This is a genomic window from Streptomyces sp. NPDC043176 (assembly GCF_056436715.1).
This window is the reverse complement of the sequence record NZ_JBWKCA010000004.1, coordinates 267323-291696: the sequence shown is the minus strand read 5'-3', so window position 1 is coordinate 291696 and position 24374 is coordinate 267323. Positions and strand designations below refer to the sequence as shown.

The window sequence follows — 24374 nt, the reverse complement described above, 5'->3', positions numbered from 1 at the left end:
CCACGGCACGGAGAGAGCACGGACGTACGGGGGAGGGCCACACGATGACGGTGGACGAAAGGACGCACACGGTCACACCGGCGCGGGCCGCACAGGAACTGGAACTCAGGCGCGATGAGTTCCGGCTTGCGGTCCAGCTCGGACTGGTGAGGACGGTGCCGACGGGAGAAGGCGGGCGGAGGCGCGTCGAGCGGCGCGAACTCGACCGCCTCAGCGGAGCGCCCGACTTCCCGACCGGTCTGCGAGACCGTGTGCGCACGGTCGGTACGGGCGAGGCCGCGGCACTCCTGTCGATCACCCCGGAACGCTTCACCAGGCTGGCCCGCACGGGACACCTCAGTCCCGTGCGGTTCACCCTGAACCGCTACCGCGCGGTGGTCTGGACGTATCTGGCGGCGGAGGCATCCGACTTCGGCCGCCGATGTCCGGCCCTGCTCACCGGACGGCTCCCGCTCGAACTGCGCGAGCGTCTCGCCGCGCATGAGGACCGGCGGCCCAGGAACTGGCGAACCCGCCGGCTCGGACTGCTGCTCCGGGCCACGGACGACCCGTGGGCCCGCGCCGCAGCCGTCGCGTCCCTCCTCGACCCCGTCCAGGTGGCCGAGGTCGTCGATGACCCCCACGAGCGCGCGTACCTGGACCGGCTGCGCCCACCGCCGCCCCCCGGCATGCCGGTGGCGGCCGCCGCGCACGACGTCGCCGAGCGACTCACGCGGGCGGACGAACCCGACGAGATCCTCTGGCACCGCATGAGCCTCGCCCTCGCCCTCGACGAAGCACGCGCCCGACAGCAGGCCCCGTGTCCCGGCGACCCCGGCCCCTTTCCCGCGGTCGGCGCCACTGCGATGGCGGGCGGGCCCGGGGCCCCGGGCGGGACTGCGGAACGCGGTCTGTCTCCGGACCCGGGCGGCGGGTCTGTGGACCCCGGCGTGTCTGCAGCCCCCGGTGGGTCTGGATACCCCGGCGTGTCCACGGCTCCCGGCGGGTCTGGGTACTCCGGCGTGTCCACGGCTCCTGGTTGGGCTGCGTACCCCGGCGTGTCCACGGCGCCGGGTGGGGCTTTGGATCCCGGAGTGTCCACGGCCCCGGGCGGGGCCAGGGTCAGGGCCGCGACCGCGTCCGGGGCCGCCGTGACCGCGACGGCCACCGGATGGGCCGACGCCCTGACGCCCGGCCCGCCGGCCCGTCGCGCGCGGAGGACGGACTCCGGGGGCGAAACGCGGATCCCGACGATGTTGCTCCCTCCACCGATGCCCCCCACGGCTCCGCCGCGCGTGCCTCAGAGTGGCGCCCTGCCTGGACCGGTCGTCGAGGAGCCGCGTACAGCTCCTGACCGTGGCCCCGATGAACGAGCGGCTCCTGAGTCCGGTCTCCAGGGCCTCGCCGCCCCCGGCCCTCGCCATCCGGCGGAAGCCGACCTTCCGTCGAGCCGGTCGGCGGTGCGCGTCCGGCCCGCCGGTCGTCCCGCGCGGACCGGGCTTCTTGACCGCCTGCGCCGCAGGAAAAGGGCCGGAGAGGGGCACGCCCGGCGGGGGAGGAGGCCGGTGTCGTGGCCGTGAGACGGGGGTAGGCATGGGCTGCGGGCCGGGTGTGGCCCGCGGCGGGCACGAGGGCGGCGGGCCCGGGTGCGGTGGGGGCGGGGTGTGGGGAGGATGGACCACATGCTGCTGGCCCATGTCGCGGAGGTGTCCCGGGAGGTCGCGGCGACCTCGGCGCGGTCCCGCAAGATCGTGCTGCTCGCGGAACTGTTCGCCGAGGCCGACCCGGAGGAGAGCCCGCTCGTCATCGCGTATCTGTCGGGGCGGCTCCCGCAGGGGCGGATCGGTGTCGGCTGGAGCGTGCTCAAGGAGGTCGTCCCGCCGGCCGTCCCACCGGCCGAGAGGCCCGGTCTCACGCTGAGCGGGGTCGACGCCGCGATGACGGCGCTGGCCGCGGTCTCGGGTGCCGGGGCGAGGGCCGAGCGGGCCAGGCTGGTCCACGGTCTGTTCGCCGCTGCCACCCATGACGAACAGGAGCTCCTGCTGCGGCTGCTGACCGGGGAGGTGCGGCAAGGGGCCCTCGACGCCGTGGCGCTGGAGGGCGTGGCACGCGCGGCCACCGTGCCCGCCGCGGAGCTGCGGCGCGCGGTGATGCTCGAAGGCTCGCTGCCGTCGGTCGCCCAGGCGGTGCTGGCCGAGGGCGCCGCCGCTCTCGACCGGTTCACGCTGCGGGTCGGCAGCCCCGTGCAGCCCATGCTCGCCCATACGGCCGGCTCCGTGACCGAGGCGATCGCGGCTCTGGGGCCGTGCGCCGTCGAGGAGAAACTCGACGGCATCCGCATCCAGGTCCACCGCGACGGCGACGACGTCCGCGTCCACACCCGTTCGCTCGACGACATCACCGACCGGCTTCCCGAAGTGGTGGCGGTCGGCCGGGCCGTGCCGGCCGACCGGTTCATCCTGGACGGCGAGGTCATCGCGCTCGATCCCGGGACCGGCCGCCCGGTGGCCTTCCAGGACATCGCGTCCCGGGTCGGCTCCCGGACCGACGTGGCCGGCGCCCACGCCGCGCTTCCGCTGACGCCCGTCTTCTTCGACGTCCTCGCCGTGGACGGCGACGGCCTGATCGACCGGCCGGAACGGGAGCGGCACGAGGTGCTGGCCCGGCTGCTTCCGGCGTCCCACCGGGTGGGCCGCACCGTCGTCACCGACCCGGCGGACCCGGCGCAGATCAGAGCGGCCGAGCGGTTCTTGACGGACACGCTGGCCGGCGGGCACGAAGGCGTTCTGGTGAAGGCGCTGGACGCCCCCTACGTGGCGGGGCGGCGGGGACGCACCTGGCTGAAGGTGAAACCCGTCCACACCGTCGACCTCGTCGTCCTCGCCGTCGAACGGGGCCACGGCCGCAGGACCGGGCTGCTCTCCAACCTCCACCTCGGTGCGCGGACCCCCGAAGGCGGGTTCGTCATGCTCGGCAAGACCTTCAAGGGGCTCACGGACGAGATGCTGCGCTGGCAGACCGAGCGCCTCGGCGAACTGGCGGTGTCGGACGACGGCTTCACCGTGCGGGTGAGGCCCGAACTGGTCGTGGAGATCGCCTACGACGGCCTTCAGCGGTCCACCCGCTACCCGGCCGGTGTCACCCTCCGCTTCGCCCGTGTCGTGCGCCACCGCCCGGACAAGCCGGCCTCGGAGGCGGACACGGTCGCCACGGTCATCGGCCGCGTCTGAGCGCCGGGGGCGCGGACATCGCGGGACGCCGTCACGCGAGGGATGCTGGAGACGTGGCACGACGAGCGCCCGACACGATGAGCGCGTGGCACCACGAGCGACCGGCGGGCCGCGAGGAGATGAGCGACGTGTACGACTTGCACATCGACACCGACGTCACCGTGCAGCTGTGCGACTGCAGCCGGGAGGACGCCCAGGCCGTCTTCGACGTCCTCGACAGCGTCTACCAGCTGGAGGACACGGCCACCCCGAATCCGCAGGCGGTCACGGGCCCCGCGCCCACCGTCTGGACGGCCACCTTCGACACGGCCGGCGGGCATCGCCAGGAGGTGGGCCCCTCTCGGCTGACCGCCTCGGTGGGCGCCACCCTGAGCGGCGGGTACCACGCCGTCGACGAGGTCCGGAAGGTGCTCGCCGCCGGATTCGACATCCAGTCCCTGCAGGCCGTCTCCGGCGACCAGGAGACCGAGGCCCGCCTGCTGCTCGCCTCCCGCTGAGCAGGCGACGCGAACACCCCGGACGGAGCGGACGGGCTCCGCCCGGGGTCACATGTGCCTCCGCGCGTCCCGGGGACCCCGCCGCCTCCTTCGGTATACACCGTGTGTAGAGTTCCTGGCGGTCGCGAGCCCCGCCCTGACCAGGCGGCCGCGGCTGTACCGAGGCCACTACGGGGAAAGCGGGTTCCACCATGTTCCGATCCAGGACGGGCCGACGCGGGGGAACGGTCGCCGCCCTGTTCGCCGCCGCGGTGCTGATGTCGACGCTCACCGCCTGCGGGACGAGCACGGTCACGCCGCAGGACGCCCGGGAAGACGCCGGAGCCGACGAAGCGGCGCGCGCCGGCGCCCGCCGGGTCGACTGCGCCCGCGTCAAGTGCATCGCGCTCACCTTCGACGCGGGGCCGGGCAAGGACACTCCCAGGCTCCTGGACATCCTCAAGGAGAAGCAGGTCCCCGCGACCTTCTTCCTCCTCGGCAGCAAGCACGTCGACCGCTATCCCCAGGTGGTCAAGCGGATCGCGGAAGAGGGGCACGAGGTCGCCAACCACACCTGGACCCACCGGATCCTCACCGACCTCGACGCCGCCGAGGTCCGCGACGAGCTCGTGCGCACCCAGGACGCCGTCGAGAAGATCACCGGCCGCAAGCCCACCCTCATGCGCCCGCCGCAGGGCAGGACCGACGGCACCGTGTCCGACGTCAGCCGGGAACTCGGCCTCGCCCAGATCCTCTGGAGCATCACCGCCAAGGACTACTCCACCACCGACTCGGCCCTCATCCGGCAGCGCGTCCTCGAACAGGCGCACGGTGACGGCATCATCCTGCTCCACGACATCTACGACGGGACGGTCCCCGCCGTCCCGTCGATCATCGACGAGCTCAAGCGCCGCGGCTTCACTTTCGTGACGGTGCCGGAGCTGCTCGCCCCCGGGAAGGCCGAGCCCGGCACCGTCTACCGCCCCGAGAAGGACTGAGGTCACCTGGCGAAACCGGGTGAGGTGCCTCACATCGCCCACTCGGGACCTCTCGGAACATTCGGGAAAGGTTTACCGTTCATACGTATGTGACTGTGAAGGGGTCCGGTCCCCAGGGTCCCCCGCCATGAGGTGACCGCTCTTCGCCCGTCACGGCAATCGGCCCCGGTTGGAATCCCCCGTCCAACCGGGGCTCTGTCGTACCCGAACCCGGATGGTCGGATGTCCGATGTCCGATGTCCGATGTCGGACCCGGAGCCGGACCCGGGCTCCGTGCCACCGGACCCAGACCCAGACCAGACCTGGACCCGGACCCAGACCAGACCTGGACCCGGATCCCGACCCGGACTCCGGCCACCGGCCCTCCGCGCACGCGGACCCCGGACCTCCGTGCACCCCAACGCACGGCACGCCGACGGCGCCCGAGGGGCGCGCACCCCGGCGCGTTCGACCCGTTCGAGTGAGCTTCGGCATGGTGGCCGAGTCGCCGGGAAGTGATCACCCCGGGACGCCTGACGATCATCGGAAGGCCGCTCCGACCAGGGATGATCCAAGGGGGACGCCATGCTTCGCACCGCCGCGCGCGCCTGCCGCGCAGTCGTCACCGCCGCCGCCTCGCTGCTGCTCTCCGGGTGCACCGTGGTCGCTTCGGGAGGGGGAGGGGCCCCGACCGTGCCGGTGACCCGGGCCGCCCAGGACGAGCTGCTCCGGTCCGCGGAGCACCGGCTCGTCGTCGACTGTCTGCGGGACCGGGGGATCGCCCTCTCGGCAAGGCCCCGCGCACCCGACGAAGACCGCGTCCTCCAGGCGGCGCTCTTCGGTGCCGGACCGCGCGAACTGTCCGTCACCCTGGCCACGGGCGCGACCGTCACCGCCCACGAGGACGGGTGCCTGGCCACCGCCCGCCTGCGGCTCTACGGCGACCAGCGTCGCTGGTTCCGGGCCCAGGTCACCGTCGACAACCTCCGCGCCGAGGCCCAGGCGCGCATGCGCAGCGACCCGGCCCACCGGGCGGCGCTCGCCCGCTGGACCCGGTGCGCCACTCCCTCCCAAGGGCCCCGTCCCGACCGCCCCGACCCGGCCGTCGCCGCGCACTGTGACCGCGAGAGCGGACTCGACGCCGTGCGGAAGCGGCTGGAGGCCGCCGAGATGGTCGAGGTGCGCGCGCTGCACCGGGACGAACTCACCACATACCGGCAGCTGCGCGACCGCGCACTGCGGCGGGCAGCCGAACTGCCCGCGTCCGGACCACCCGTAGAAAGGCACCACCCCTCGTGAAGCGACTTCTCGCCACCGCCGCCGCCGCGCTCCTCGCCACCACCGCGGGCCTCGCCCTCGCCGGCTCCGCCGGAGCCGCCGAATGTCCCAGTGGGGAGTTCTGCGTCTGGCAGGAAGCGAACTTCGGCGGCCAGCGCGCCAACTGGAGCGGCGACGACGGCTGGTGGGAGAGCTGGATCTCCGACACCGACTCCTCGTGGGTCAACCACGGCATCTCCGGCCCCGGGATCAAGGACCACGTCCGCGTCTACGAGAGCGCCTGGCAGGGCGGCAGCATGACCATCTGCCTCGCCCCCGGCCAGGAGGTCGGCTACAACGGTGCCGCCAACGACCGCGGCGACTCCCACACGTGGGCGGCCGGCTGCTGAGTGGCTCGGGCAAGGTTGCCGGACCGGCCCGAGGGGCGGTACGGCAACCACCGACACCAGGCTTCAGGAGCGGGTGGGAGGGCCCGCCGGGTGGCGCAGGACGGAGGTGAGCATCAGTCCGGCGCCCCGGACGACGCTGGTCGCCGGGTCGTTCGCCAGGCGGAGGCGGGCCCGCAGGAGGTGGGCGAGGCGTCCCGTCACGTCGAGGCGCAGGGCGCCGCCGCCGGTCACCAGTACGCCGCGGCGCAAGGCCCCGCGAACGGCGCCGGTGCGGTCGTGCCGCCACAGGTCGCTCACCATGTCGGCGGCCGTCCCGGCGATCGCGTCCGGTACGCGGCCCGACTCCGGCACGTCGTCGACGCCCATCTCGGCGAGCCGGGCGTCCTCGACCAGGCCGTCCACGACCAGGGTGACCTCGGTCAGCTGCGCCCCCAGGTCGACCACGAGCAGCGGGCCGCCGCCGGGCGGAGCCGCGTACGCCGCCGCGGCGCGGGCGCTGTCCACGGCGATCACCCGCGCCGGACCGAGACCGTCCAGCATCCGGCGTGCCGCCTCTCGTTCCTCGGGTGCGGCGAGCACGGGGTGGGTCAGCATCACGACGGTGTCGTGCGTTCCGTCGCCGGGGGCCGAAGCGGTCAGCCGGCGCAGCAGCCGGAGCTGGGAGGCCGCGTCGGTGACGCGGCCGCGCCGCACCGGACCGCTCGGCACGTCCGCGAAGACGCCCGCACCAGGGGCCCAGGCCCGGGTGCGGGAGCTGCCGATGTCGAGGGCGATCCCGCGTACCGGTCGCCCCGCGCCCCGGTCCCCGACTGTCGACCCGATCGATCCCATCGCTTCCGTCCATTCCCCACGGACCCGCTGATTGCGAGGCCGACACGGACCTCACTATGCAGTATCAGTGGCAGGAGCGCCATGGTGCACAGGGATCGAAGGTTCTGCGGTCAGTTCTCTGCGCCGAGCCAGAGGTCGGGGCCGAACACTTCGTAGTGGATGTCGGCCGCCGGTGTGCCGCTGGCGAGGAGGTCGCCGCGCACCGCGCGCAGGAAGGGCAGCGGCCCGCAGAGGTAGACGGTCGTGCCCACCGGAAGGTCGAGCGACGTGACGTCCGCGCGGCCCGGGTGGGCGCCGGAGTCGCCCGGCTCCTCGTACCAGAGGTGCAGCGTTCCCTGCGGCAGGTCCTCGACCAGCCGCCGCAGCTCGGCGGCGTGCGCGTGGGACGCGGGGGAGCGGTCGGCGTGCACGACCACCACCGGGCGGGTCGAGCCGGTGGCCGCGAGGTGGTCGAGCATCGCCAGCATGGGCGTGCTGCCGATACCGGCGGAGGCGAGCAGGAGAGGGCCGTCGCCGTCGGGCAGCACCAGGTCGCCGAACGGGACCGACACCTCCACGGTGTCCCCCGGGCGGGCGTGGGCGTGCAGCCAGGAGGAGACCTCGCCCGCGGGGTCGCCGTCGACCCGCTTCACGGTGATCCGCCACTGCGGGTGCCCCGGCGCGGCGGACAGGCTGTACTGGCGGATCTGGCGCGCGCCGTCGGGCAGCGCGACCCGGACGCTCACGTACTGGCCGGGCCGGAACGCGGCGGTGGGGGTGCCGTCGGCGTGCCGCAGGGTGAAGGACACCGTGTCGGCCGTCTCCTCGTGGCGTTCGGCGATCTCCATCGACCGCCAGACCTCGCCCTCGGGCACACCCGACTCCTGGTAGAGCCGGGCCTCCACGGCGATCAGCGCGTTCGCCATCAGCCAGTACACCTCGTCCCAGGCCTGGGCGACCTCCGGGGTGACCGCCTCGCCGAGCACCTCCACGATCGCGGCGAAGAGGTGCTCGTGCACGACCTTGTACTGCTCGGAGGTCACGCCGAGCGAGGCGTGCTTGTGGGCGATCCGGGACAGCATGGCGTCCGGTCGGCTGTCCGGGTTCTCCAGCAGAGCGACGGCGAAGGCCGCTATGGAGCCGGCGAGCGCCTTCCGCTGCTCGCCGTTGGCCTGGTTGCCCCGGTTGAACAGGTCGCGCAGGAGCTCGGGGTGGGCGGCGAAGAGGCGCCCGTAGAAGCGCTCGGTGATCTGGTCGAGCGCGCCGCCGACGGCGGGCAGGGTGGCGCGGACGACCGGGACGGCCTGCTCGGACAGCATGTGAACCTCAATCTGGTAAATGATCTGCGTATTAAAAGGCGTGAAGAGTTCGGGTGGAGCCCCGAGGGGGGCCACGGCTCAGGGGCTGGGGCGTGGGGTGAGGGTGAGAAGCAGCGGACCGGTCGGCGAGGTCACGAGCTCCGCCACGGTCAGCGGGTCGAGCGCGCGGTAGAACGCCTCCTGGGCCTCGCGCAGCGCCCCCCGCAGCCGGCACGCGGTGCGCAGCGGGCACGGTGGGTCGCCCTCGCAGGCGACGACCTCCTCCTCGCCCTCCAGGGTGCGGGTCAGCCATCCCACCGAGGAGCGCCGGCCCAGCTCCGTCAGGGTCAGACCGCCACCGCGCCCCCGTCGCGCCTCGACCACGCCGAGGTGCTGGAGTCGGGTGACCACCTTCGCCATGTGGGCGTAGGGCACGTCCATCGACTCCGCCACCTCGCGGGTGGTGACGGACTCCTCCGGTGCGGTGACCGCCAGGCGCATCACGGCACGGAGCGCCAGGTCGGTGAACTTCGTCAGCCTCACGCGCTGACCGTATCAAAGCGGTATTCGAAGTACGTATTAAGGGGTGGGTTCGCGCCGCCGCTTCCGGCGCCGTCAAAGCCACCAGCCGCCGGTGAACCGGCGGCTGGAGATCAGCACGAGCCCGAGCACCGGCCACCGCCCGCCCGCGATCCGGAGGTCCGCGGTGACGACCACGAACACCGCGACCGCGGGACCGCGGGTACGACCAGGGAGCCCACGGCGCGCAGCAGTGCCACACCCATGGCCGGGCCGACCCGGACGGCGCGTGGGGCGCGGAGGTCGACGGTACCGACGTGGAAGAGCGTGGCCCGGTCCATCCATCCGTGTGGTGGCCCGCCAGTACGAGACGGCCAGGTGCGGCAGTCATCCGAGGGGGCACCAGGCCGACGAGGAAGACGGCGGTCACGAGCGCGATCTGCGCCACCCGGACGAACCACCGCGCGGTGCCCTCGCCCGGTGTCGGCAGCCCGAGGAGGCGGGCCATCCTCATCACCAGGTTCAAGGGGACGAACAGCATGAAGGGACCGCCGACGAAAGCTCCTTCGGCAGTCACCCTCCGGCGCCCGCGCGCCACGATCAGGGCTCTCAGTGCCGCCGCGTCGGCCTCCGGGCGGGCGGCCCGCAGGCTCTCGACGGTGCGCCCCGCGCCCGGACCCAGGCGGCGCAGGGCGAAGGGGGCCAGGGCTTCCGGGAACCTGCCGGGCCCAGCCGAGACCTCCCGCAGAGGGAGCCCGCGAGTCCGGTGGCCGCCGCCTCGGCCCCCTTCCTCCGCGCCACGGCCGCCCTTCCCCTGTCAGGTCAGGACAGGACCTTGGCTTTCGCCTTGTCGAACTCCTCGGCCGTGATGGCGCCCTTGTCCTTCAGGGCCGCCAGCCGGGCCAGCTCGTCGGTGGCGCTTCCGCCGCCCGCGGACGTCGTCCCCGCCGTCTTGCGGATGTAGTCCTGGAACGCGGCTTCGCTGTCCCGGGCCTGCTTGACGTCACGCTGCCCCATGCTCTTGCCGCGGGCGATGACGTACACGAGCACCCCGAGATAGGGGAGCAGGATGCAGAAGATCAGCCACCCGGCCTTGCCCCAGCCGTTGAGTGAGTCGTCCCGGAAGATGTCCGTGATCACCTTGAACAGCAGGAAGAGCCACATGATCCAGATGAAGAACCACAGCATGGTCCAGAAGACGTTGAGGAGGGGGTAGTCGTCCATTCCTGCACACTCCGTTCCCGCCCGGCCGGGAGAGGCCTGGCGTTGGAGTGAGTCTCACCCAGCCCTCGCGGCTCCGCATTTCCTGGCGGCTCGGCGTGCGCAGGCCGCACCGCCGTGTTCGGATGGTGGCCGCGGAACGCCGGCGGCGCCGACGGGCGCAGGCGGAGTGGGCCCCGGCGCGGCCGTCGGAGCCGCCGTCGCCGGCTCAGCCCTGGCGCAGGGCGGCCAGGGCGCGGTCGGCGTGGGCACTCATGCGCAGCTCGCTGCGGACGACCTCGCGCACCCGGCGGTCCTGGCCGATCACGAACGTCACGCGCTTGGTCGGGGCGAGCGAGAAACCGCGCTTCACGCCGAACCGTTCGCGTATGGCACCGTCGGTGTCGGACAACAGGGGGTAGCCCAGGGAGTGCCGCTCCGCGAACTCCTGCTGCCGCTCCACGGCGTCCGAGCTGATCCCGACGGGAAGTGCGCCGACGGCGCGGAACTCGGCCGCGAGGTCACGGAAGTGACAGGCCTCCGCCGTGCACCCCGGCGTCAGCGCCGCCGGGTAGAAGAAGAGGACGACCGGCCCCTCGGAGAGGAGGCCGGTGAGGGAGCGTGCCGCACCCGTCTCGTCCGGAAGGCTGAAGTCCTCGACGAGGTCACCGACGTTCATGGAAGTCCGTCCCCGATCCTTGCCCGCGACGCCACCGGTGCCTCCGATGGCCGGTCGGTGACGTTACCGCAGGGTAGGGGCGGCCTTCGCGCAGGGGTGGGCGAACGGTCCGCAGGGCGGGACCACTTCAGCCCCGGCGAGCCGCTTCCGCGCCTTCCGTCACCCCGTTCCGCAGGGCGGCGCGGCGGTCGAGCACCGCGAGGGCCCGCCCGCCCCAGCGCAGGTTCTCCTCCTCGAAGAACCGGCCGCGCATCAGCGTCAGATAGGGGCCGACGCGCTCCGCCTCGGCGAGGTACGTGTCCTCGTCCCGGCCGTCGAGCATCCGGTCCCGCATCCGGTCGTAGCGGGCGAGCTTGGCCCGGGCCGTCTCCATCCGCCGCGCCACGAAGCCGCGTACCGCCGCGGTGTCGCCCCCGTCGCAGGCCTGCACCTGTACCAGCAGCTCGTCACGCACGGCGCTCGGGCGCGGGGGCGTCGACGTGTACGCGGCCAGGTCGCGCAGCCCCGGCTCGGTCAGGCTGAACATCCGTTTGTTCGGCCGCCGCTCCTGCTCCACCACGCGCGCCGTGATCAGCCCGGCCTCGTCGAGGCGGTCCAGCTCGCGGTAGAGCTGCTGCGGGGTCGCGGCCCAGAAGTTGGCGACGGACACGTCGAAGATCTTGGCCAGGTCGTATCCGGATGCCTCGCCCTCGAGGAGAGCTGCGAGGACGGCGTGCTTGAGCGACATCCGGACACGCTAGCAGCATGTTGAATAGTTTCCTCCGCACCTATTCAACCGATACGACACCCCGCGGGCCGGACGGGTGTCCTTCGCTGGCACGTCCGTCCGGCGCCTGCCTAGGCTGGGAGAGGGGCAGGCCGTGGGGGAGCAGATCCGAGGGGCAGCGCGATGGACAGCGACTCGTTCGTCTACACCACCTACATCCGGACGACCCCCGACGAGCTGTGGAAGGCGCTCACCGACCCCGAGCTCACCCGGCGCTACTGGGGCGTGGCCTTCGAGACCGAGTGGACCACCGGCTCCCCGATGGTCTGGAACGAGGGCGGACGCCGTACCGCCGACCCCGAGCAGGTCGTCCTCGCGGCCGAGCCGGGCCGCCTCCTCTCGTACACCTGGCACACGTTCACGCCCGCCTGGGCGGAGGCCGTCGGCCTGGACCGCGCGGTCTACGAACGGCTCGCGGCCGAGCCCCGGTCCCACGTGACCTTCGCGATCGAGCCTTCCGGCGACATGGTCGAACTGACCGTCACGCACGGCGACCTGAAGCCCGACGGAACCATCAAGGAGCTGATCGGCGAGGGGTGGCCCGCGCTGATCGCCAGCCTCAAGTCGCTCCTGGAGACCGGTGAGGAGCTCCCCGAGCCCGCCCGCTGACCCATTCGAGTCGTCCCGCCCGCCTCTCGCCCGCCACGCCCATCGCCTTGATCATCTTTTCCTCCTCTGATCCGTTTTGATGCTTACGTCGGCATCGTCCGCCGGCGTCGTCGTCCGGAAGGGGAGGTGTCCGACGTGTCGTCACGCAGGTACGCACGGGGATGGGGAGCGCTGTCCCTGGCGGTCGGAGCCGTACTCGTCGGTACGGCCGCCCAGTCGCCCGCGACCCGGGAGCGGCTCATCGCCGTCCCGGACCCCACCGCCGTCGTCACGGTCGACGGTTGCTCCGCCGGCGGCGCCGGGCTGTGCTCCGTGCCCCGGCACACGGTCACGCTCGGCGGCGGCCCCGTGCTCACCGGCGCTCCCTTCGCGCTCGACGCAGGGGCGTCGGGCCCCGTGGAACTGGAGCTCCGCACCCCCGGAGTCCTCGCCGACGTCACCGTCACCGACCAGCGCGGCCGCAGGGTCGCCGGAACGCCGAGCGCCGACGGCACCCGGTGGACCAGCGCGGTGGCGCTGCCCTCGGGGTCCCGCTTCACGGCACGCCTCGCCGTCGAACGGCCCGGCGGCCGCGACTCCCACCGCGACCTCGCCCGCCTCGACTTCCACACCCCCTCCGTACCGGCCGGGGAACGCCTCACCGTCGCCTTCGGACCCGCCGACGGCCGCGTCTACGGCGTGGGGCAGCCGATCACGGCCGAGCTCAGCCACCCCGTGCCGGCCGACGACCTCCGGGCGCGCCGCACCGTGGAACGCGCACTCGACGTGCGCACCGAAGACCCTGTCGAAGGAGCCTGGTACTGGGTCGACCCGACCACCCTCCACTACCGGCCCCGCGTCTACTGGCCCGCCCACACCACCGTCCGCGTCCACAGCGGCCTCGACCGAGCACGGATCACCGACGGCCTCTACGGCGGCCCCTCACGCCCCCTCACCTTCACCACCGGAGCCCGGGTCGAGGCGGTCACCGACGTCGCCACCCTCACGATGACGGTCTTCCGCGACGGCCGTCCGCTCCGCGTCTTCCCGGTCACCACCGGCAAGGCCGGCTACCGCACCCGGGGCGGCACCAAGGTGGTCCTCGGCAAGGAGCCGCTCGTCCGCATGCGCGGCGACTCCATCGGCATCGCGCGCGACAGCCGCGACTTCTACGACCTCAAGGTCCACTGGGCCACCCGGGTGACATGGAGCGGGGAGTACCTGCACGCCGCACCCTGGTCGGTGGACGCGCAAGGCGCGGAGAACGTCAGCCACGGCTGCACCGGCATGAGCACCGAGGACGCCGCCTGGCTGTTCGGCCTGGTCCGCGAGGGCGACCTCGTGCGTGTGATCCACGGGTACGGGCCGCCGATGACGCCGTTCGACAACGGCTTCGGCGACTGGAACCTCAGCTGGCCCGAGTGGCGCCGCGGCAGCGCCCTCGCCCCCGGCGCCGCCGTCGGCTCGGCCGGGCCCTCCGCCGGCGCCCTCCGCCCGGCGCTGTGAAGGGACCGCGCTCTGAACGGGCAGCTCCGCGGACGCGGAGCGCTGTGAACGCGCGCCGCTGAGAACGCCCGGCGCTGTGAACGCGCGCCGCTGAGAACGGACAGCGCTGTGAACGGTCGGCACCGTGAACGCCCGCCGCGCCACGCCGATCGCTCCGGTGGAGGCCTCCTGCCCCGCACACCTCGGTGATACTGACGTCCTGCCCGCCCCACCGACCGCGAGGAGCATCGATGCCGGACGTCACCCAGGTCGAGGTCGGGGACGCGACGCTGTTCGTGGAGGCGCGCCGCCTCGGACCCGACACGGAACTCGAGGGGCTCGGTGACCGCCTGCCCGACCTCTCCGCCGTCACCGAGGCCCTGTCCTCCTTCGCGGGGCAGATCGGCGAGGCGCTCCACCATGCGGCTCCGGACCGCGCGACCGTCGAGTTCGGCTGCCAGCTCGGCCTGGAGGCCGGCAGGCTGACGGCGCTCGTCGTCCAGGGCACCGCGAACGCGAGCCTGCGGGTGACGCTCGAATGGGAGAGGAAGACCCGCTGAATCCGGGGTGACTCCTCGCGTCGGTTCAGAGGCCGCCGGTGGCCGGCACCGCGTATCCGATGGCCGCCGGGGCGCCGCCGACCGCCGGGCGAGCGGGCGCGGCGGTGGCCACGGTGCCGGGCCGTCAGACGCGGGTGCCGCCCGCCGGGTCCGAGGAGAGCCGCTGGGCCGCGTAGATCGGCACGACCGAGAGCAGGACGAGCGCCGCGGCCACCACGCTCACCACCGGGGCCTGCTGAGGGCGGGTCATGTTGTTGAAGATCCACACCGGCAGGGTCTGGACGCCGGGGCCCGCGGTGAACGTGGTGACCACGATCTCGTCGAACGAGAGGGCGAAGGCGAGCAGACCGCCCGCGAGCAGCGCCGACCGCAGCAGCGGGAACGTGACGTCCCAGAAGGTGCGGAAGGTGTGTGCGCCGAGGTCCATGGCGGCCTCCTCGTACGAGCCGGGGAGTCTGCGGAGCCGGGCCACCACGTTGTTGAAGACCACCACGATGCAGAAGGTCGCGTGGCCCACCACCACGGTGAACATCCCGAGGCCCACGCCGAGGGGTTCGAGGACCGTGCCGAAGGCCGAGTTGAGGGCGATGCCGGTGACGATGCCGGGCAGCGCGATCGGCAGCACCACCGCGAACGAGACGGCCTCGCGCCCGAAGAACGAGTGGCGTTGCACGGCGAACGCGATGAGGGTGCCGAGCACCAGTGCCACCGCCGTCGCCGCGAGCCCCGCCTTCACCGACGTCCACAGGGCCGCGCGGGCGCCCTCGTTGTCCCAGGCCGCCGCCCACCAGTCGAGGGACCGCGAGCAGGTACACCACGATGACGGCGACCGGCACGGTGCCGAGCGCGGCGGCCAGCGGCAGGTTGAGGGTGACGTTGGAGTAGACGAGGTTGCCGATCAGCTGGGTCTTGCCGCCGACGATCTGCACCGTGATGTAGTCGCCGAGGCTCAGCGAGAAGGTGAAGACGGATCCGGCCGCCACCGCGGGCCACACCCTGGGCAGGACGACGGAGACGAAGGTGCGGCCCGCTCGCGCGCCGAGGTCGGCGGAGGCGTGCAGCAGGCTGTCGGGGAGCTGGACGAGCGCGGTGTGGATCGGCAGCGCCATGTACGGCAGCCACAGGTACGTCAGGACGAGCACCGTCGCCGTGAGCCCGTATCCCGGACCGCTCAGGCCGAACGGCTTCAGTGCCCAGTCCAGCGGGCCGCCCTCGGACAGGATCAGCCGCCACGCGTACACCTTGACGAGATAGCCCGCCCACAGCGGCATGAGCAGCGCGACCACGAACAGCGGCCGGCGTCGCGGACGGGCCACCCGGGCGGTGTAGAAGGCGAGCGGGAAGGCGATCACGGCACACAGCGCGGTCACCGCGAGGGCGACGCCGACGGTGCGCAGCGCGACGGTCCGGTAGACGGGGGACGTGACCAGTTCCTCGAAGTTCCGCGAGGACCAGACGCGTACGACCTCGGAGGTGAAGCTGTCGGTCGTCCAGAAGGCGGAGAGGAACAGCGCCGCCAGGGAGCCGAGGTAGGCGAGGACCAGCCAGAGCAGGGGTGCGGTGAGCAGGGCCGCGAGCCGCAGCCGGGGGCGGCGGTGCAGGAGTCCGGCGAGCCGCCGGGGGGGGGCCGGGGGCCGCGCGCCGCCCCCCCGCGCGGCCCCCCGGCGGGGGGGGGGGGGGGGGGGGGGGGGGCCCGCCGGCCCCGCGCGGGCGGGGGGCCCCGGCGCCCGGGCCGGGCGGCGCCACCGGTGCCGGTGGCGTGCGGGGAGGGGGAGAGCGTGGTCATGGCGCCGGGATCAGCCCTTGATCTCGTTCCAGGCCTGGACCCACTTCGCGTACGGGACGCAGCGCGCGTCCGTGCGCCCGTCGAGGCACTGCTCGATCGGCGTGGTCCAGAAGTGCACCTGCTTCCAGTAGGCCTCGTCGGTGGCGTGGAAGGTGGCGCAGTGGTTCTTGTCGGCGGTCTCGGCGCAGGACTTCGCGTTGGCCGGGGCCTCGCCGAAGTACTCGGCGACCTGGGCGTTGGTCTTCGGGGACACGATCCAGTCCAGCCACTTGTAGGCGCAGGTGGGGTGCTTCGCCTTGGCCGAGACCATCCAGGTGTCGGACCAGCCGGTGGAGCCCTCCTTCGGGAGGACCGCCTCGATCTTCGCTCCCTCGGCCTCGGCGAGGTTGGCGATGACCTGCCAGCTGGTGCCGACGACCGAGTCGCCGCTCTTGAAGGCGGAGATCTCCTTGAGGTAGTCGCTCCAGTACTCGCCGATGTGCTTGTTCTGCTCCTTGAGCAGGGCGACCGAGGCGTCGAACTGCTTCTGGTCGAGCGCGTACGGGTTCTGGATGCCCAGCTCCGGCTTGGTGGCCTTGAGGTACAGGGCGGCGTCCGCGAGGTAGATGGGGGAGTCGTAGGCGGTGACCTTCCCGGAGTGCGCCGAGGCCTTGTCGAAGACGGCGGACCAGGAGTCCGGGGCGGGCTTGACCTTCTCGGTGTCGTACATGAGGAGGTTGGCGCCGCGGCCGTGCGGGATGCCGTAGGCGACGCCCTTGACGGAGTTCCAGTCCTTGTTCTTGAGCCCGGCGAAGACGTCGGCGTAGTTCGGTACGAGCGCGGTGTTCACGGGAGCCGCGTCGCCGGAGGCGATGAGCCGCAGCGAGGCGTCGCCGGACGCGGAGACGGCGTCGTACGCACCGGTCTTCATCAGCGAGACCATCTCGTCGGAGGTCGCGGCGGTCTTGGTGTTCACCTGGCAGCCGGTCTGCTTCTCGAAGGCGCTGACCCAGTCGACCTTCGGGTCGTTGGAGCCGTCCTCGACGTACCCGGCCCAGGCGACGAGGTTGACCTCGCCCTCGGCCTCGCCGAGCGCGGTGGGCGCCTTCAGGTCCGGCGGGTTGAGGCCGCCGGACTTGCCGGACCCGGCCGGGTCCGCCGAGCCGCAGGCGGTGACGAGGAGCAGCCCCGAGACGGCGGCTGCGGTCAGGAGGGAGCGGTGCGGGCGCACGTGGTTCTCCGTTGCGTGAGGGGACCGGGGGTCCTGGGGAGAGGGGGGTCCGGGGCCTGTCCGGACGGTCGAGCCGGGCGGGGCTTTCCGGGCGGGCCCCAGGGGGTGTCAGGGCGTTTCGGGTACGCGCACGGCGTGGCTCGGGTGCCAGTGGAGGGCGACCCGGGCGCCGCGGAAGCCCGCGAGGTCGGCGGAGGAGGTCTCCAGGTTCTGCTGGACGGCGGTGAGCCGGCCGCCCGTGTCGAGGTCGACCAGGAAGCGGGTCGAGTCGCCGAGGTAGACGACCTCCGCGACCGTGCCGGCGGCGGAGACGAGGCCGGAAGCGGCGGGGACGTCGGGGTCGCCGACGATCCGGATCTTCTCCGGACGGATGCTGTACGTGCCCGGTGACCCGACGACCCGGCGGGCGGTGTCGCCGCTGAGCAGGTTCGAGGTGCCGACGAAGCCGGCGACGAACGGGCTGCCGGGGCGTTCGTAGATCTCGGCGGGGGTACCGACCTGCTCGATCCGGCCCTGGTGGAAGACCGCGATCCGGTCGCTCATGGTCAGGGCCTCCTCCTGGTCGTGGGTGACGAACACGAAGGTGATGCCGACCTCGCGCTGGATCTCCTTGAGCTCGACCTGCATCCGCTCGCGGAGCTTGAGGTCGAGCGCGCCGAGCGGTTCGTCGAGCAGCAGGACCCGGGGGCGGCCGACGAGCGCACGCGCCAGGGCGACGCGTTGGCGCTGGCCGCCGGAGAGCTCGGCGGGCCGCCGCCGGCCGAGCCCGTCGAGCCCGACGCGGGCGAGGAAGGCGCGGGCGCGCACCAGGCGCTCGGCGCGGGGCGTTCCGCGCACCTTGAGGCCGTAGGCGACGTTCTGTTCGACCGTCATGTGCGGGAAGAGCGCGTAGTCCTGGAAGACGGTGTGCACGTCCCGCTCGAAGGGCGCGAGGCGGGTGACGTCCCGGCCGGCCAGTTCGACGGTGCCGGCGCTGGGAGTCTCGAAGCCGGCGATGATCCGGAGCACGGTGGTCTTCCCGGAGCCCGAGGGGCCGAGCATCGAGAAGAACTCGCCGTCCGTGATCTCCAGGTCCACGCCGGCCACGGCCTCGGTCCGGCCGTAGGCCTTGCGCAGTCCCGTCAGCCGGATCGCCATTCCCTCCATGGGCGGGAACCTTTCTGGTGCGGTGGAGCGTTCGTCGGGCGTGGCCGTAAACATATGAAGTCATAGTTCAAATCTCAAGACCCCTTTAAGGTAAAGGCTGAGTCAACGCTCAAGCTCGACGCGCGAGGTGGTTAACCGTGAGACCGAACGGCATGCGGGACGGCGGGGACCGCGCGGCCCGGGCGGGCACCGCCCGCAAGGCCGCCTTCACCCCCGTCGACACCCGCGCGCGCGTGGACACCGTCGTCCGCCGCATCGCCGACGCCATCGAACTCGGGCTCCTCGCCGACGGAGAGCAACTGCCCGGCGAGACCGAGCTCGCCGGACAGCTCGGCGTCTCCACCGTGACCCTGCGCGAAGCGCTCATGGCCCTGCGGCAGCAGGGCCTCGTCACCACCCGCCGCGGACGCGGCGGCGGCAGCTTCGTCACCCTGCCCGACAGCCCGCCCGAGGAGCGGCTGCGCGCCCGCCTCGCCGACTGGTCCACCGAGGAGCTGCGCGACCTCGGCGACCACTGGGCCGCCGTCTCCGGCGCCGCCGCCCTGCTCGCGGCCCGCCGCACCCAGCCCGGCGACCTGCGCCCCCTCACCCGTACGGTCGACGAGCTGGCCGCCGCCGCGGACCCGGCCACCCGCGGCAGGCTCTACGGCCGGTTCCACGTCGAACTCGCCGCCGCCGCGCAGTCCGCGCGCCTCACCCGCGAGGAGATCGCCCTCCAGACGGACCTGGGCGCCCTGCTCTGCCTCGTCCTCGACGACCCCGCACATCTCGCCGTTCTGTCGGATCGTCACCGCGCCGTGATCTCCGCCGTGCAGGATGAGGCCGACGAGCGGGCCAGGACGCTCGCCGAGACATGCGTACGGGAGTCGGTGGAGCGGCTGATCGCGCTGCGCCTCGCCACCCCCGGCCGCGCCGCCGAGCCTCGGTCCGAGGAGGACACGCATGGCCAGGAGCACCGGGCTCGCGGGGCCCGCAGAGGCCACCACTGACACCACGCGCGCCGGGAACGGGACGGCCGGGCCCGGGAGAGCCGCCGCCCGGACGCCGGCCGCGCCCCCCGGCGCCGGCGGGCCCGCACCCGCGCCGGCCGGGCACGCGCACGACGGAGCCGCGACGCCCGACGCGGACCCCGTCGCCGAGGTCGTGCGCCGGGTCCGGGACGCGCTCGAACAGGTCTTCGCCGCCGTCGCCGAGACCGGGGCCGAGACGAGCGCCCTCCTCGCCGACGTGTCGGAGGCGGACCGCGCGCCCGTCGCCGCCGACCTGGCGGCCCTGCGCCCCGGTCTGCACGGCCGCCTGGCCGCCCTCCCGCTCGTCTCCGGCGTGGGCTTCGTCGCCGCGCCCGGCCTCCTCGCCGACGTCCCCGGCTGCCTCGAATGGTGGCAGCGCGGGCCCGGCGGAGCCGTACGCCCGCTCCTCCTCGACCTGGACCCGGAGCACTCCGCCTACTCCGACTACACCCACTGGGACTGGTACACCCTGCCCCGTGAGACCGGCCGGCGGGCCGTCGCCGGACCCTACGTCGACTACCTCTGCTCCGACGAGTACGGCCTGACCCTCTCCGCGCCCGTCACGCACTCCGGCCGGTTCGTCGGCGTGGCTGCCGCCGACGTCTACCTGCGCCACTTCGAGGCCGCCGTGCTGCCCGCACTCCAGCGGCTCCCCGTCCCGGCCCGGCTGGTCAACGCCCGCGGCCGGGTCGCCGCCTCCACCGACCCGGCCCACCTCGCCGGATCCCTGACCAGGGGACCGGACTTCGCCACCGTCCTCGCCGGACCCCAGGCCGAGCACCACGCCGACGGCCTCCGCCTCGTGCCCTGCGGCGGCGCCCCGCTGGTCCTGGTGACCGGCGCGGGGTGAGGGACGCGACGGGCTCCTCGCACCGCCCGGTCATCCGGTCGGTGCGAGGAGCCCGTCGCGTGCGCCGGCCGTCGAGTCCGTCGCCGGCGTCAGTCGTTCACGGCCGTCAGGAGCACCACCGAGTCCTCCAGGGCCGTCAGGCCGTGCCGTTCCTTCGGGATCATGCGGAGCGTGCCCGCCGGCAGCGCCTCCGTCCAGCCGGCCGTCGTCAGGTCCACCCGGCCGCGCAGCACCTGGATGCTCGCCGCGGGCGGCGCGTTGTGCTCGTCGAGGGACGTGCCCGACGTCAGGGCGATGACGCTCTGCCGGAGCGCCCCGTCGTGCAGCATCAGATGGGCGCTGCGCCCGTGCGGAGCCGTACGGGCCGCCGCCATGTGCTCGTCGGCGAGCGCGGTGAGGTCAAGCGTCATGTCTCTCCCTGCGGGGTTCTCTCCGGCGAGGTGTGCGGACGGATAACCCCAGCCTCCCCGTTGGCGTGCGGGACGCAACTCGGGGCCGCCGCTCGCGCCGACCCGGCCGCCACCAGGAGCCCGGCGGCGACGCACGCCAGCGCGGCGACCAGCGCGCCCGTCCAGCCGTGGACCGCGTACAGCCAGGAGCCGAGCAGGGAACCGAGCGCGCCGCCGCCGAAGGTGGCCAGCATGAAGACCGTGTTGACCCGTGCCGCCACCGCCTGGCCGATCGCGAAGATCCGCGCCTGCGCCGCCACCTGGGACGAGCTCACGCCGACCACCAGCAGGTTCGCACCGGCGGCCAGCGCCACGGGGGAGGCGGGAGCGAGGGCGGCCGCCCCGAGCCCCAGCCCCGCGCAGACGAGACCGCCGGCGTTGACCGTCCCCGGCCCGTACCGGTCGGCGAGCGGTCCCGCCGTCGCCGAGAGCAGCGCCGCGGGAAGCGTCAGCAGCCCGAAGAGGCCGGCCGTCCCCGGCCCGTAACCGAGCGGAGGGGCCGCCAGATGGAAGGCGAGCACGGCCCAGAAGACGCTGAACGCGGCGAACGCGCACACCCCGAGCGCGGCCGAGACCCGCAGCTCCCGATGGGTGACGAGGAGCCGGGGAAGACCGGCCAGGAGCCCGCCGTACGACGTGCCGCCCCGTGACCCCAGCCGCTCGGGCAGCCGGCGTGGCAGTACGAACAGCAGGGCCGCCGTCGCCGCAGCGGCGACGACGTAGGCCGCCCGCCAGCTGCCGGTCGCGTCGGCCACGGCGCCCGAGACCGTACGGGAGAGCGTCGAGCCGAGCGTCAGGCCGAGGCCGATGAGGCCCACGGCCCGGCCCCGGCGCGGCGGACCCGCCAGCACCGCCGCCACCGGGGTGAGGACCTGCGGCAGCACCGTCGTGGTGGAGAGCGCGAGCGTCGCGACGGTGAGGGTGACCACGTCGGGTGCCGCCGCGGCGACGAGCAGGGCCGCACTGGTCAGGGCGAGCAGCACGGTGGCGAGGCGGCGCAGCCGTGCCGTGTCGGCCAGTGGGACCAGCAGCAGGAGGCCGAGCGCGTAGCCGACCTGGGCGGCCGGGGCGATCAGCCCCGCCGTCCGCTCCGAGACCTCCAGGCCGCGTGCCACGGCGGCCAGCAGCGGCTGCGGGAAGTAGAGGTTGGCGACGGTGACGGCGCCGGCCAGCGCGAAGAGCGGCACGTTCAGCGGGCGGGCGGGTGCGGGCGGGGCGACGGAACTCGGCTCCACGGACTCTCTTCCGTACGGGGGAGGCGGACCGCTCCAGACTCCCGCCGCACCCCCCGTCGAACAAGATGCGATCATCGAACCGGCGTTGAGCCACACTCAACGATCGCTGGAGGGGCGATGCTCGAACGGTACGAACTGGAGGCGTTCCTGACGCTCGCCCAAGAGCTCCACTTCGGGCGCACCGCCGAACGCCTCGGCGTCTCCACCGGCCGCGTCAGCCAGACCGTCAAGAAGCTGGAGCGACGCGTCGGTACGCCCCTCTTCACCCGCACCAGCCGCAGCGTGAGCCTCACCCCCGTCGGCCGCACCCTGTACGAGGACCTCCTCCCCGCCCACCGGCAGCTCCTCGCCGCCCTGGAACGCGCCACCGCCTCCGCCCGCGGACTCCACGGCAGACTGCGCGCCGGCTTCGGACCCGCCTGGGGCGGCGAACTCCTCACCGCCGCCGCCGACATCCTCCTCGCCCGTCACCCCGACTGCGAGGTCACCGTCCGCGAGACCCCCTTCGACGGCGGGACCCGCTCCCTGCGGGACGGCACGCTCGACGTCCAGTTCGTCGCCTTCCCCGTCCGCGAGCCCGGCCTCACCTCCGGCCCCGTCCTCTTCGCCGACGACCGGGTGCTGCTGCTGCCCGCCGCCCACCCGCTCGCCGCCCGGCCGTCCCTCTGCCTGGACGACCTCGCGGGCCTCTCGCTGATCGCCCCCGAGGGCGACACCCCCGACTACTGGACCGACCACCACTACCCCCGCAGCACCCCTTCCGGCGCCCCCGTCGGGCGCGGTCCGGCCGCCGCCACCTGGCAGGAGCTCCTCTCCCACGTCTCCGCCGGCCGGGGCGCCTCCCCCGGCGCGGCACGCGGCGCCGCCTACCACCCCCGCCCCGGCATCGCCTACGTCCCCCTGCGCGACGCACCGCCCCTCGAATACGGCCTCGTCTGGTCCACCGCCGCCGAGTCCGAGCTGCTCAGGGCCTTCGTGACCGCGGTCGGCACGGCCGCCTCGGCCTGATATCGGCGGGAGACCTCTCAGGGCGCGTCGGACGGCAGCAGCGCCCCCGTCAGATGGTCGTACGCCACGTGCGCGTGGAGGCGGACGCCGGTGACGAGGGTGTCGTCGTCGGCGTAGAAGTGCGGGTTGTGGTTGGTGACGAGCCCGCGCCCACCCGGCAGCGGCACCGGCCGGCCCGCCCGGTCCAGGGTGGCGTCCTGGACGCCGAGCATCACGTACAGGCCGCCGAACCGGCTCACGAACTCGGAGACGTCGTCGTACCCGAGGGTCCCGCCGGTCTCCACCAGGCGTTCTTCGCCGACCACCCGGCGGAGGGTCGGCAGTGCGGCGGCCACCCAGGGACCGCTGTTGTGCACGGGGGGCACGGGCTGGAGGTAGTCGACGGAGGCCGTCGCCCCGTACGCGGCCGCCGAGTGTTCGGCCAGCGTCGTGAGCCGGCGCCGGAGCTCCGACATGTCCGACTCCACCGCGCAGCGGACCGTGCCCCACAGGGTCACCGTCTGGCCGACGATGTTGAAGCGCCCGACGTCCTCCACGTGCCCGATGGAGACGGTGACCGGGGCGAAGGCCGAGACCTGCCGGTACAGCTGGCCGACGCCCGTGAGCACCGCGCCGACCGCGGGCATCGGGTCGATCCCCTCCCAGGGCGTGGACCCGTGCGTCTGCTTGCCGGTGACGACGATGCGGACGAGGACGGAGGCGCCGTACTGATTGCCGATCCGGTACCCCACGTACCCCTTCGGATGCGGCGTCACGTGCAGGCCGAAGGCCATCGTCGGCACCGGGGCGGCGAACGCACCCGCGTCCACCATCGCCCGCGCCCCGCCGTCCTCGGTCACCGGAGGTCCCTCCTCGGCGGGCTGGAACACGAACAGGACGGTGCCCGGCAGCCGGTCGCGCACCCCCGCCAGGACCGTCGTCGCGCCGAGCAGCATCGCGGTGTGGCAGTCGTGACCGCAGGCGTGCGACACCGGGAACGGACCGCCCGGGTAGTCGGCGTCCACCACCTCGGAGGCGAAGTCCGCCCCGCACAGGTCCCGTACCGGAAGCGCGTCCATGTCCGCCCGGAGCGCCACGACCCGTTCACCCGCCGCCCCGCCGCGCAGCACCCCGACGACCCCGTGCCCGGCGATGCCCGTCCGCACCTCGTCGAGGCCGAGGCCCCGCAGCCGGTCCGCGACCAGCCGCGCCGTGTTCGCCTCGCGGTTGGACAGCTCCGGATGCCGGTGCAGATGCCGCCGCCAGGCGATCACCTGCTCCGCCACCACGTCCGCCCGCCGGTCCAGTTCGTCGTGGATCTCCTCGCTGTCCAAACGACGACTCCCTCTCGATACGGTCGACACCGTGGCCACTGGGACGCGTGCGCCACCAGCCTGCCACCGCACGGGATCGTCGGAGAGGAAGGGCACGACACGCGGACGCGCCCGGAGGGAGGGGGAGGGGGGC

At 73.6% G+C, this 24374-nt stretch carries 23 protein-coding genes and 2 pseudogenes; 12 read left to right on the top strand and 13 right to left on the bottom strand.

The window, feature by feature from the left end; translation table 11 throughout:
- The first annotated feature begins 44 nt into the window (after window positions 1–44).
- The 6 genes from AC067A_RS08570 (at window position 45) to AC067A_RS08545 (ending at window position 6329) form a co-directional block, all read left to right on the top strand.
- Window positions 45–1559, top strand: coding sequence for a DUF6397 family protein (locus AC067A_RS08570; protein ID WP_478616348.1), 1515 nt, complete (start codon window positions 45–47; stop codon window positions 1557–1559).
- Between the two features lie 102 nt (window positions 1560–1661).
- Window positions 1662–3209, top strand: coding sequence for an ATP-dependent DNA ligase (locus AC067A_RS08565; protein WP_478616346.1), 1548 nt, complete (start codon window positions 1662–1664; stop codon window positions 3207–3209).
- A 53-nt stretch (window positions 3210–3262) separates the two neighbouring features.
- Window positions 3263–3706, top strand: a complete 444-nt coding sequence (locus tag AC067A_RS08560) for a hypothetical protein (RefSeq protein WP_478616343.1) — start codon at window positions 3263–3265, stop codon at window positions 3704–3706.
- A gap of 191 nt (window positions 3707–3897) precedes the next feature.
- Window positions 3898–4683 carry a polysaccharide deacetylase family protein gene (locus tag AC067A_RS08555; RefSeq protein ID WP_478616340.1) on the top strand — a complete coding sequence of 262 codons (786 nt, stop codon included), beginning with the start codon at window positions 3898–3900 and terminating at the stop codon, window positions 4681–4683.
- A 564-nt stretch (window positions 4684–5247) separates the two neighbouring features.
- A complete protein-coding gene (locus tag AC067A_RS08550) occupies window positions 5248–5961 on the top strand; it encodes a hypothetical protein (protein WP_478616337.1) in 714 nt (237 codons plus the stop codon).
- Entirely contained in the window at window positions 5958–6329 is a 372-nt protein-coding gene (locus AC067A_RS08545; protein ID WP_478616334.1) for a peptidase inhibitor family I36 protein, read from the top strand. Before AC067A_RS08550 ends, AC067A_RS08545 begins: the two co-directional genes overlap by 4 nt.
- A gap of 63 nt (window positions 6330–6392) precedes the next feature.
- Here the strand turns inward: AC067A_RS08545 and AC067A_RS08540 are convergent, their stop codons facing one another.
- From AC067A_RS08540 to AC067A_RS08515, 6 genes are all read right to left on the bottom strand, one after another.
- Window positions 6393–7160, bottom strand: coding sequence for a rod shape-determining protein (locus tag AC067A_RS08540; RefSeq protein ID WP_478616331.1), 768 nt, complete (start codon window positions 7158–7160; stop codon window positions 6393–6395).
- A gap of 110 nt (window positions 7161–7270) precedes the next feature.
- Window positions 7271–8458: a globin domain-containing protein gene (locus tag AC067A_RS08535; protein ID WP_478616328.1), complete on the bottom strand. Its 1188-nt coding sequence runs from the start codon at window positions 8456–8458 to the stop codon at window positions 7271–7273.
- 78 nt (window positions 8459–8536) lie between these two features.
- On the bottom strand, window positions 8537–8980 hold the full coding sequence (locus AC067A_RS08530; RefSeq protein WP_478616325.1) for an RrF2 family transcriptional regulator: 444 nt from the start codon (window positions 8978–8980) through the stop codon (window positions 8537–8539).
- 798 nt (window positions 8981–9778) lie between these two features.
- Window positions 9779–10180 (bottom strand): SHOCT domain-containing protein, encoded by a 402-nt coding sequence (locus AC067A_RS08525; RefSeq protein ID WP_478616322.1) that lies wholly within the window; start codon window positions 10178–10180, stop codon window positions 9779–9781.
- 205 nt (window positions 10181–10385) lie between these two features.
- On the bottom strand, window positions 10386–10835 hold the full coding sequence (locus tag AC067A_RS08520) for a peroxiredoxin (RefSeq protein ID WP_478616320.1): 450 nt from the start codon (window positions 10833–10835) through the stop codon (window positions 10386–10388).
- 127 nt (window positions 10836–10962) lie between these two features.
- A complete protein-coding gene (locus tag AC067A_RS08515) occupies window positions 10963–11562 on the bottom strand; it encodes a PadR family transcriptional regulator (RefSeq protein WP_478616317.1) in 600 nt (199 codons plus the stop codon).
- 162 nt (window positions 11563–11724) lie between these two features.
- Here AC067A_RS08515 and AC067A_RS08510 point away from each other — a divergent pair, with 162 nt between their 5' ends.
- The 3 genes from AC067A_RS08510 to AC067A_RS08500 all read left to right on the top strand — a co-directional run bounded on the left by AC067A_RS08510 (window position 11725) and on the right by AC067A_RS08500 (window position 14234).
- The gene (locus AC067A_RS08510; protein ID WP_478616314.1) at window positions 11725–12210 is read left to right on the top strand and encodes an SRPBCC family protein; all 486 of its coding nucleotides are present in this window, start codon (window positions 11725–11727) and stop codon (window positions 12208–12210) included.
- Between the two features lie 135 nt (window positions 12211–12345).
- A complete protein-coding gene (locus AC067A_RS08505; protein ID WP_478616311.1) occupies window positions 12346–13695 on the top strand; it encodes a L,D-transpeptidase in 1350 nt (449 codons plus the stop codon).
- A gap of 230 nt (window positions 13696–13925) precedes the next feature.
- Entirely contained in the window at window positions 13926–14234 is a 309-nt protein-coding gene (locus tag AC067A_RS08500; RefSeq protein WP_478616308.1) for a CU044_2847 family protein, read from the top strand.
- A 124-nt stretch (window positions 14235–14358) separates the two neighbouring features.
- On the opposite strand, the pseudogene AC067A_RS08495 reads toward AC067A_RS08500, so the two are convergent.
- The 4 genes and pseudogenes from AC067A_RS08495 to AC067A_RS08480 form a co-directional block, all read right to left on the bottom strand.
- Window positions 14359–15072: pseudogene (locus tag AC067A_RS08495) on the bottom strand (ABC transporter permease); the annotation flags it as partial.
- Window positions 15026–15835 (bottom strand): annotated as a pseudogene (locus AC067A_RS08490) (ABC transporter permease); the annotation flags it as partial. The pseudogenes AC067A_RS08490 and AC067A_RS08495, both read right to left, overlap by 47 nt.
- Window positions 15836–16030: 195 nt before the next feature.
- On the bottom strand, window positions 16031–17230 hold the full coding sequence (locus AC067A_RS08485) for an ABC transporter substrate-binding protein (protein ID WP_478616305.1): 1200 nt from the start codon (window positions 17228–17230) through the stop codon (window positions 16031–16033).
- A gap of 108 nt (window positions 17231–17338) precedes the next feature.
- Window positions 17339–18376, bottom strand: coding sequence for an ABC transporter ATP-binding protein (locus AC067A_RS08480; RefSeq protein WP_478616302.1), 1038 nt, complete (start codon window positions 18374–18376; stop codon window positions 17339–17341).
- Between the two features lie 152 nt (window positions 18377–18528).
- Between AC067A_RS08480 and AC067A_RS08475 the strand changes: the two genes are divergently transcribed.
- Window positions 18529–19365, top strand: a complete 837-nt coding sequence (locus AC067A_RS08475; RefSeq protein ID WP_478616704.1) for a FadR/GntR family transcriptional regulator — start codon at window positions 18529–18531, stop codon at window positions 19363–19365.
- Window positions 19319–20236, top strand: coding sequence for a cache domain-containing protein (locus tag AC067A_RS08470; protein ID WP_478616299.1), 918 nt, complete (start codon window positions 19319–19321; stop codon window positions 20234–20236). The genes AC067A_RS08475 and AC067A_RS08470 overlap by 47 nt, the downstream gene beginning before the upstream one ends.
- 89 nt (window positions 20237–20325) lie before the next feature.
- Here the strand turns inward: AC067A_RS08470 and AC067A_RS08465 are convergent, their stop codons facing one another.
- Together AC067A_RS08465 and AC067A_RS08460 are read right to left on the bottom strand one after the other, a co-directional pair.
- Entirely contained in the window at window positions 20326–20646 is a 321-nt protein-coding gene (locus tag AC067A_RS08465; RefSeq protein WP_478616297.1) for a cupin domain-containing protein, read from the bottom strand.
- Window positions 20643–21920 carry an MFS transporter gene (locus AC067A_RS08460; RefSeq protein WP_478616295.1) on the bottom strand — a complete coding sequence of 426 codons (1278 nt, stop codon included), beginning with the start codon at window positions 21918–21920 and terminating at the stop codon, window positions 20643–20645. Before AC067A_RS08460 ends, AC067A_RS08465 begins: the two co-directional genes overlap by 4 nt.
- Before the next feature lie 117 nt (window positions 21921–22037).
- On the opposite strand from AC067A_RS08460, the gene AC067A_RS08455 reads away from it, so the two are divergent.
- Window positions 22038–22928, top strand: coding sequence for a LysR family transcriptional regulator (locus AC067A_RS08455; protein WP_478616292.1), 891 nt, complete (start codon window positions 22038–22040; stop codon window positions 22926–22928).
- A 17-nt stretch (window positions 22929–22945) separates the two neighbouring features.
- On the opposite strand, the gene AC067A_RS08450 is transcribed toward AC067A_RS08455, so the two are convergent.
- Window positions 22946–24241 (bottom strand): M20 metallopeptidase family protein, encoded by a 1296-nt coding sequence (locus AC067A_RS08450; RefSeq protein ID WP_478616289.1) that lies wholly within the window; start codon window positions 24239–24241, stop codon window positions 22946–22948.
- Window positions 24242–24374: the final 133 nt, after the last annotated feature.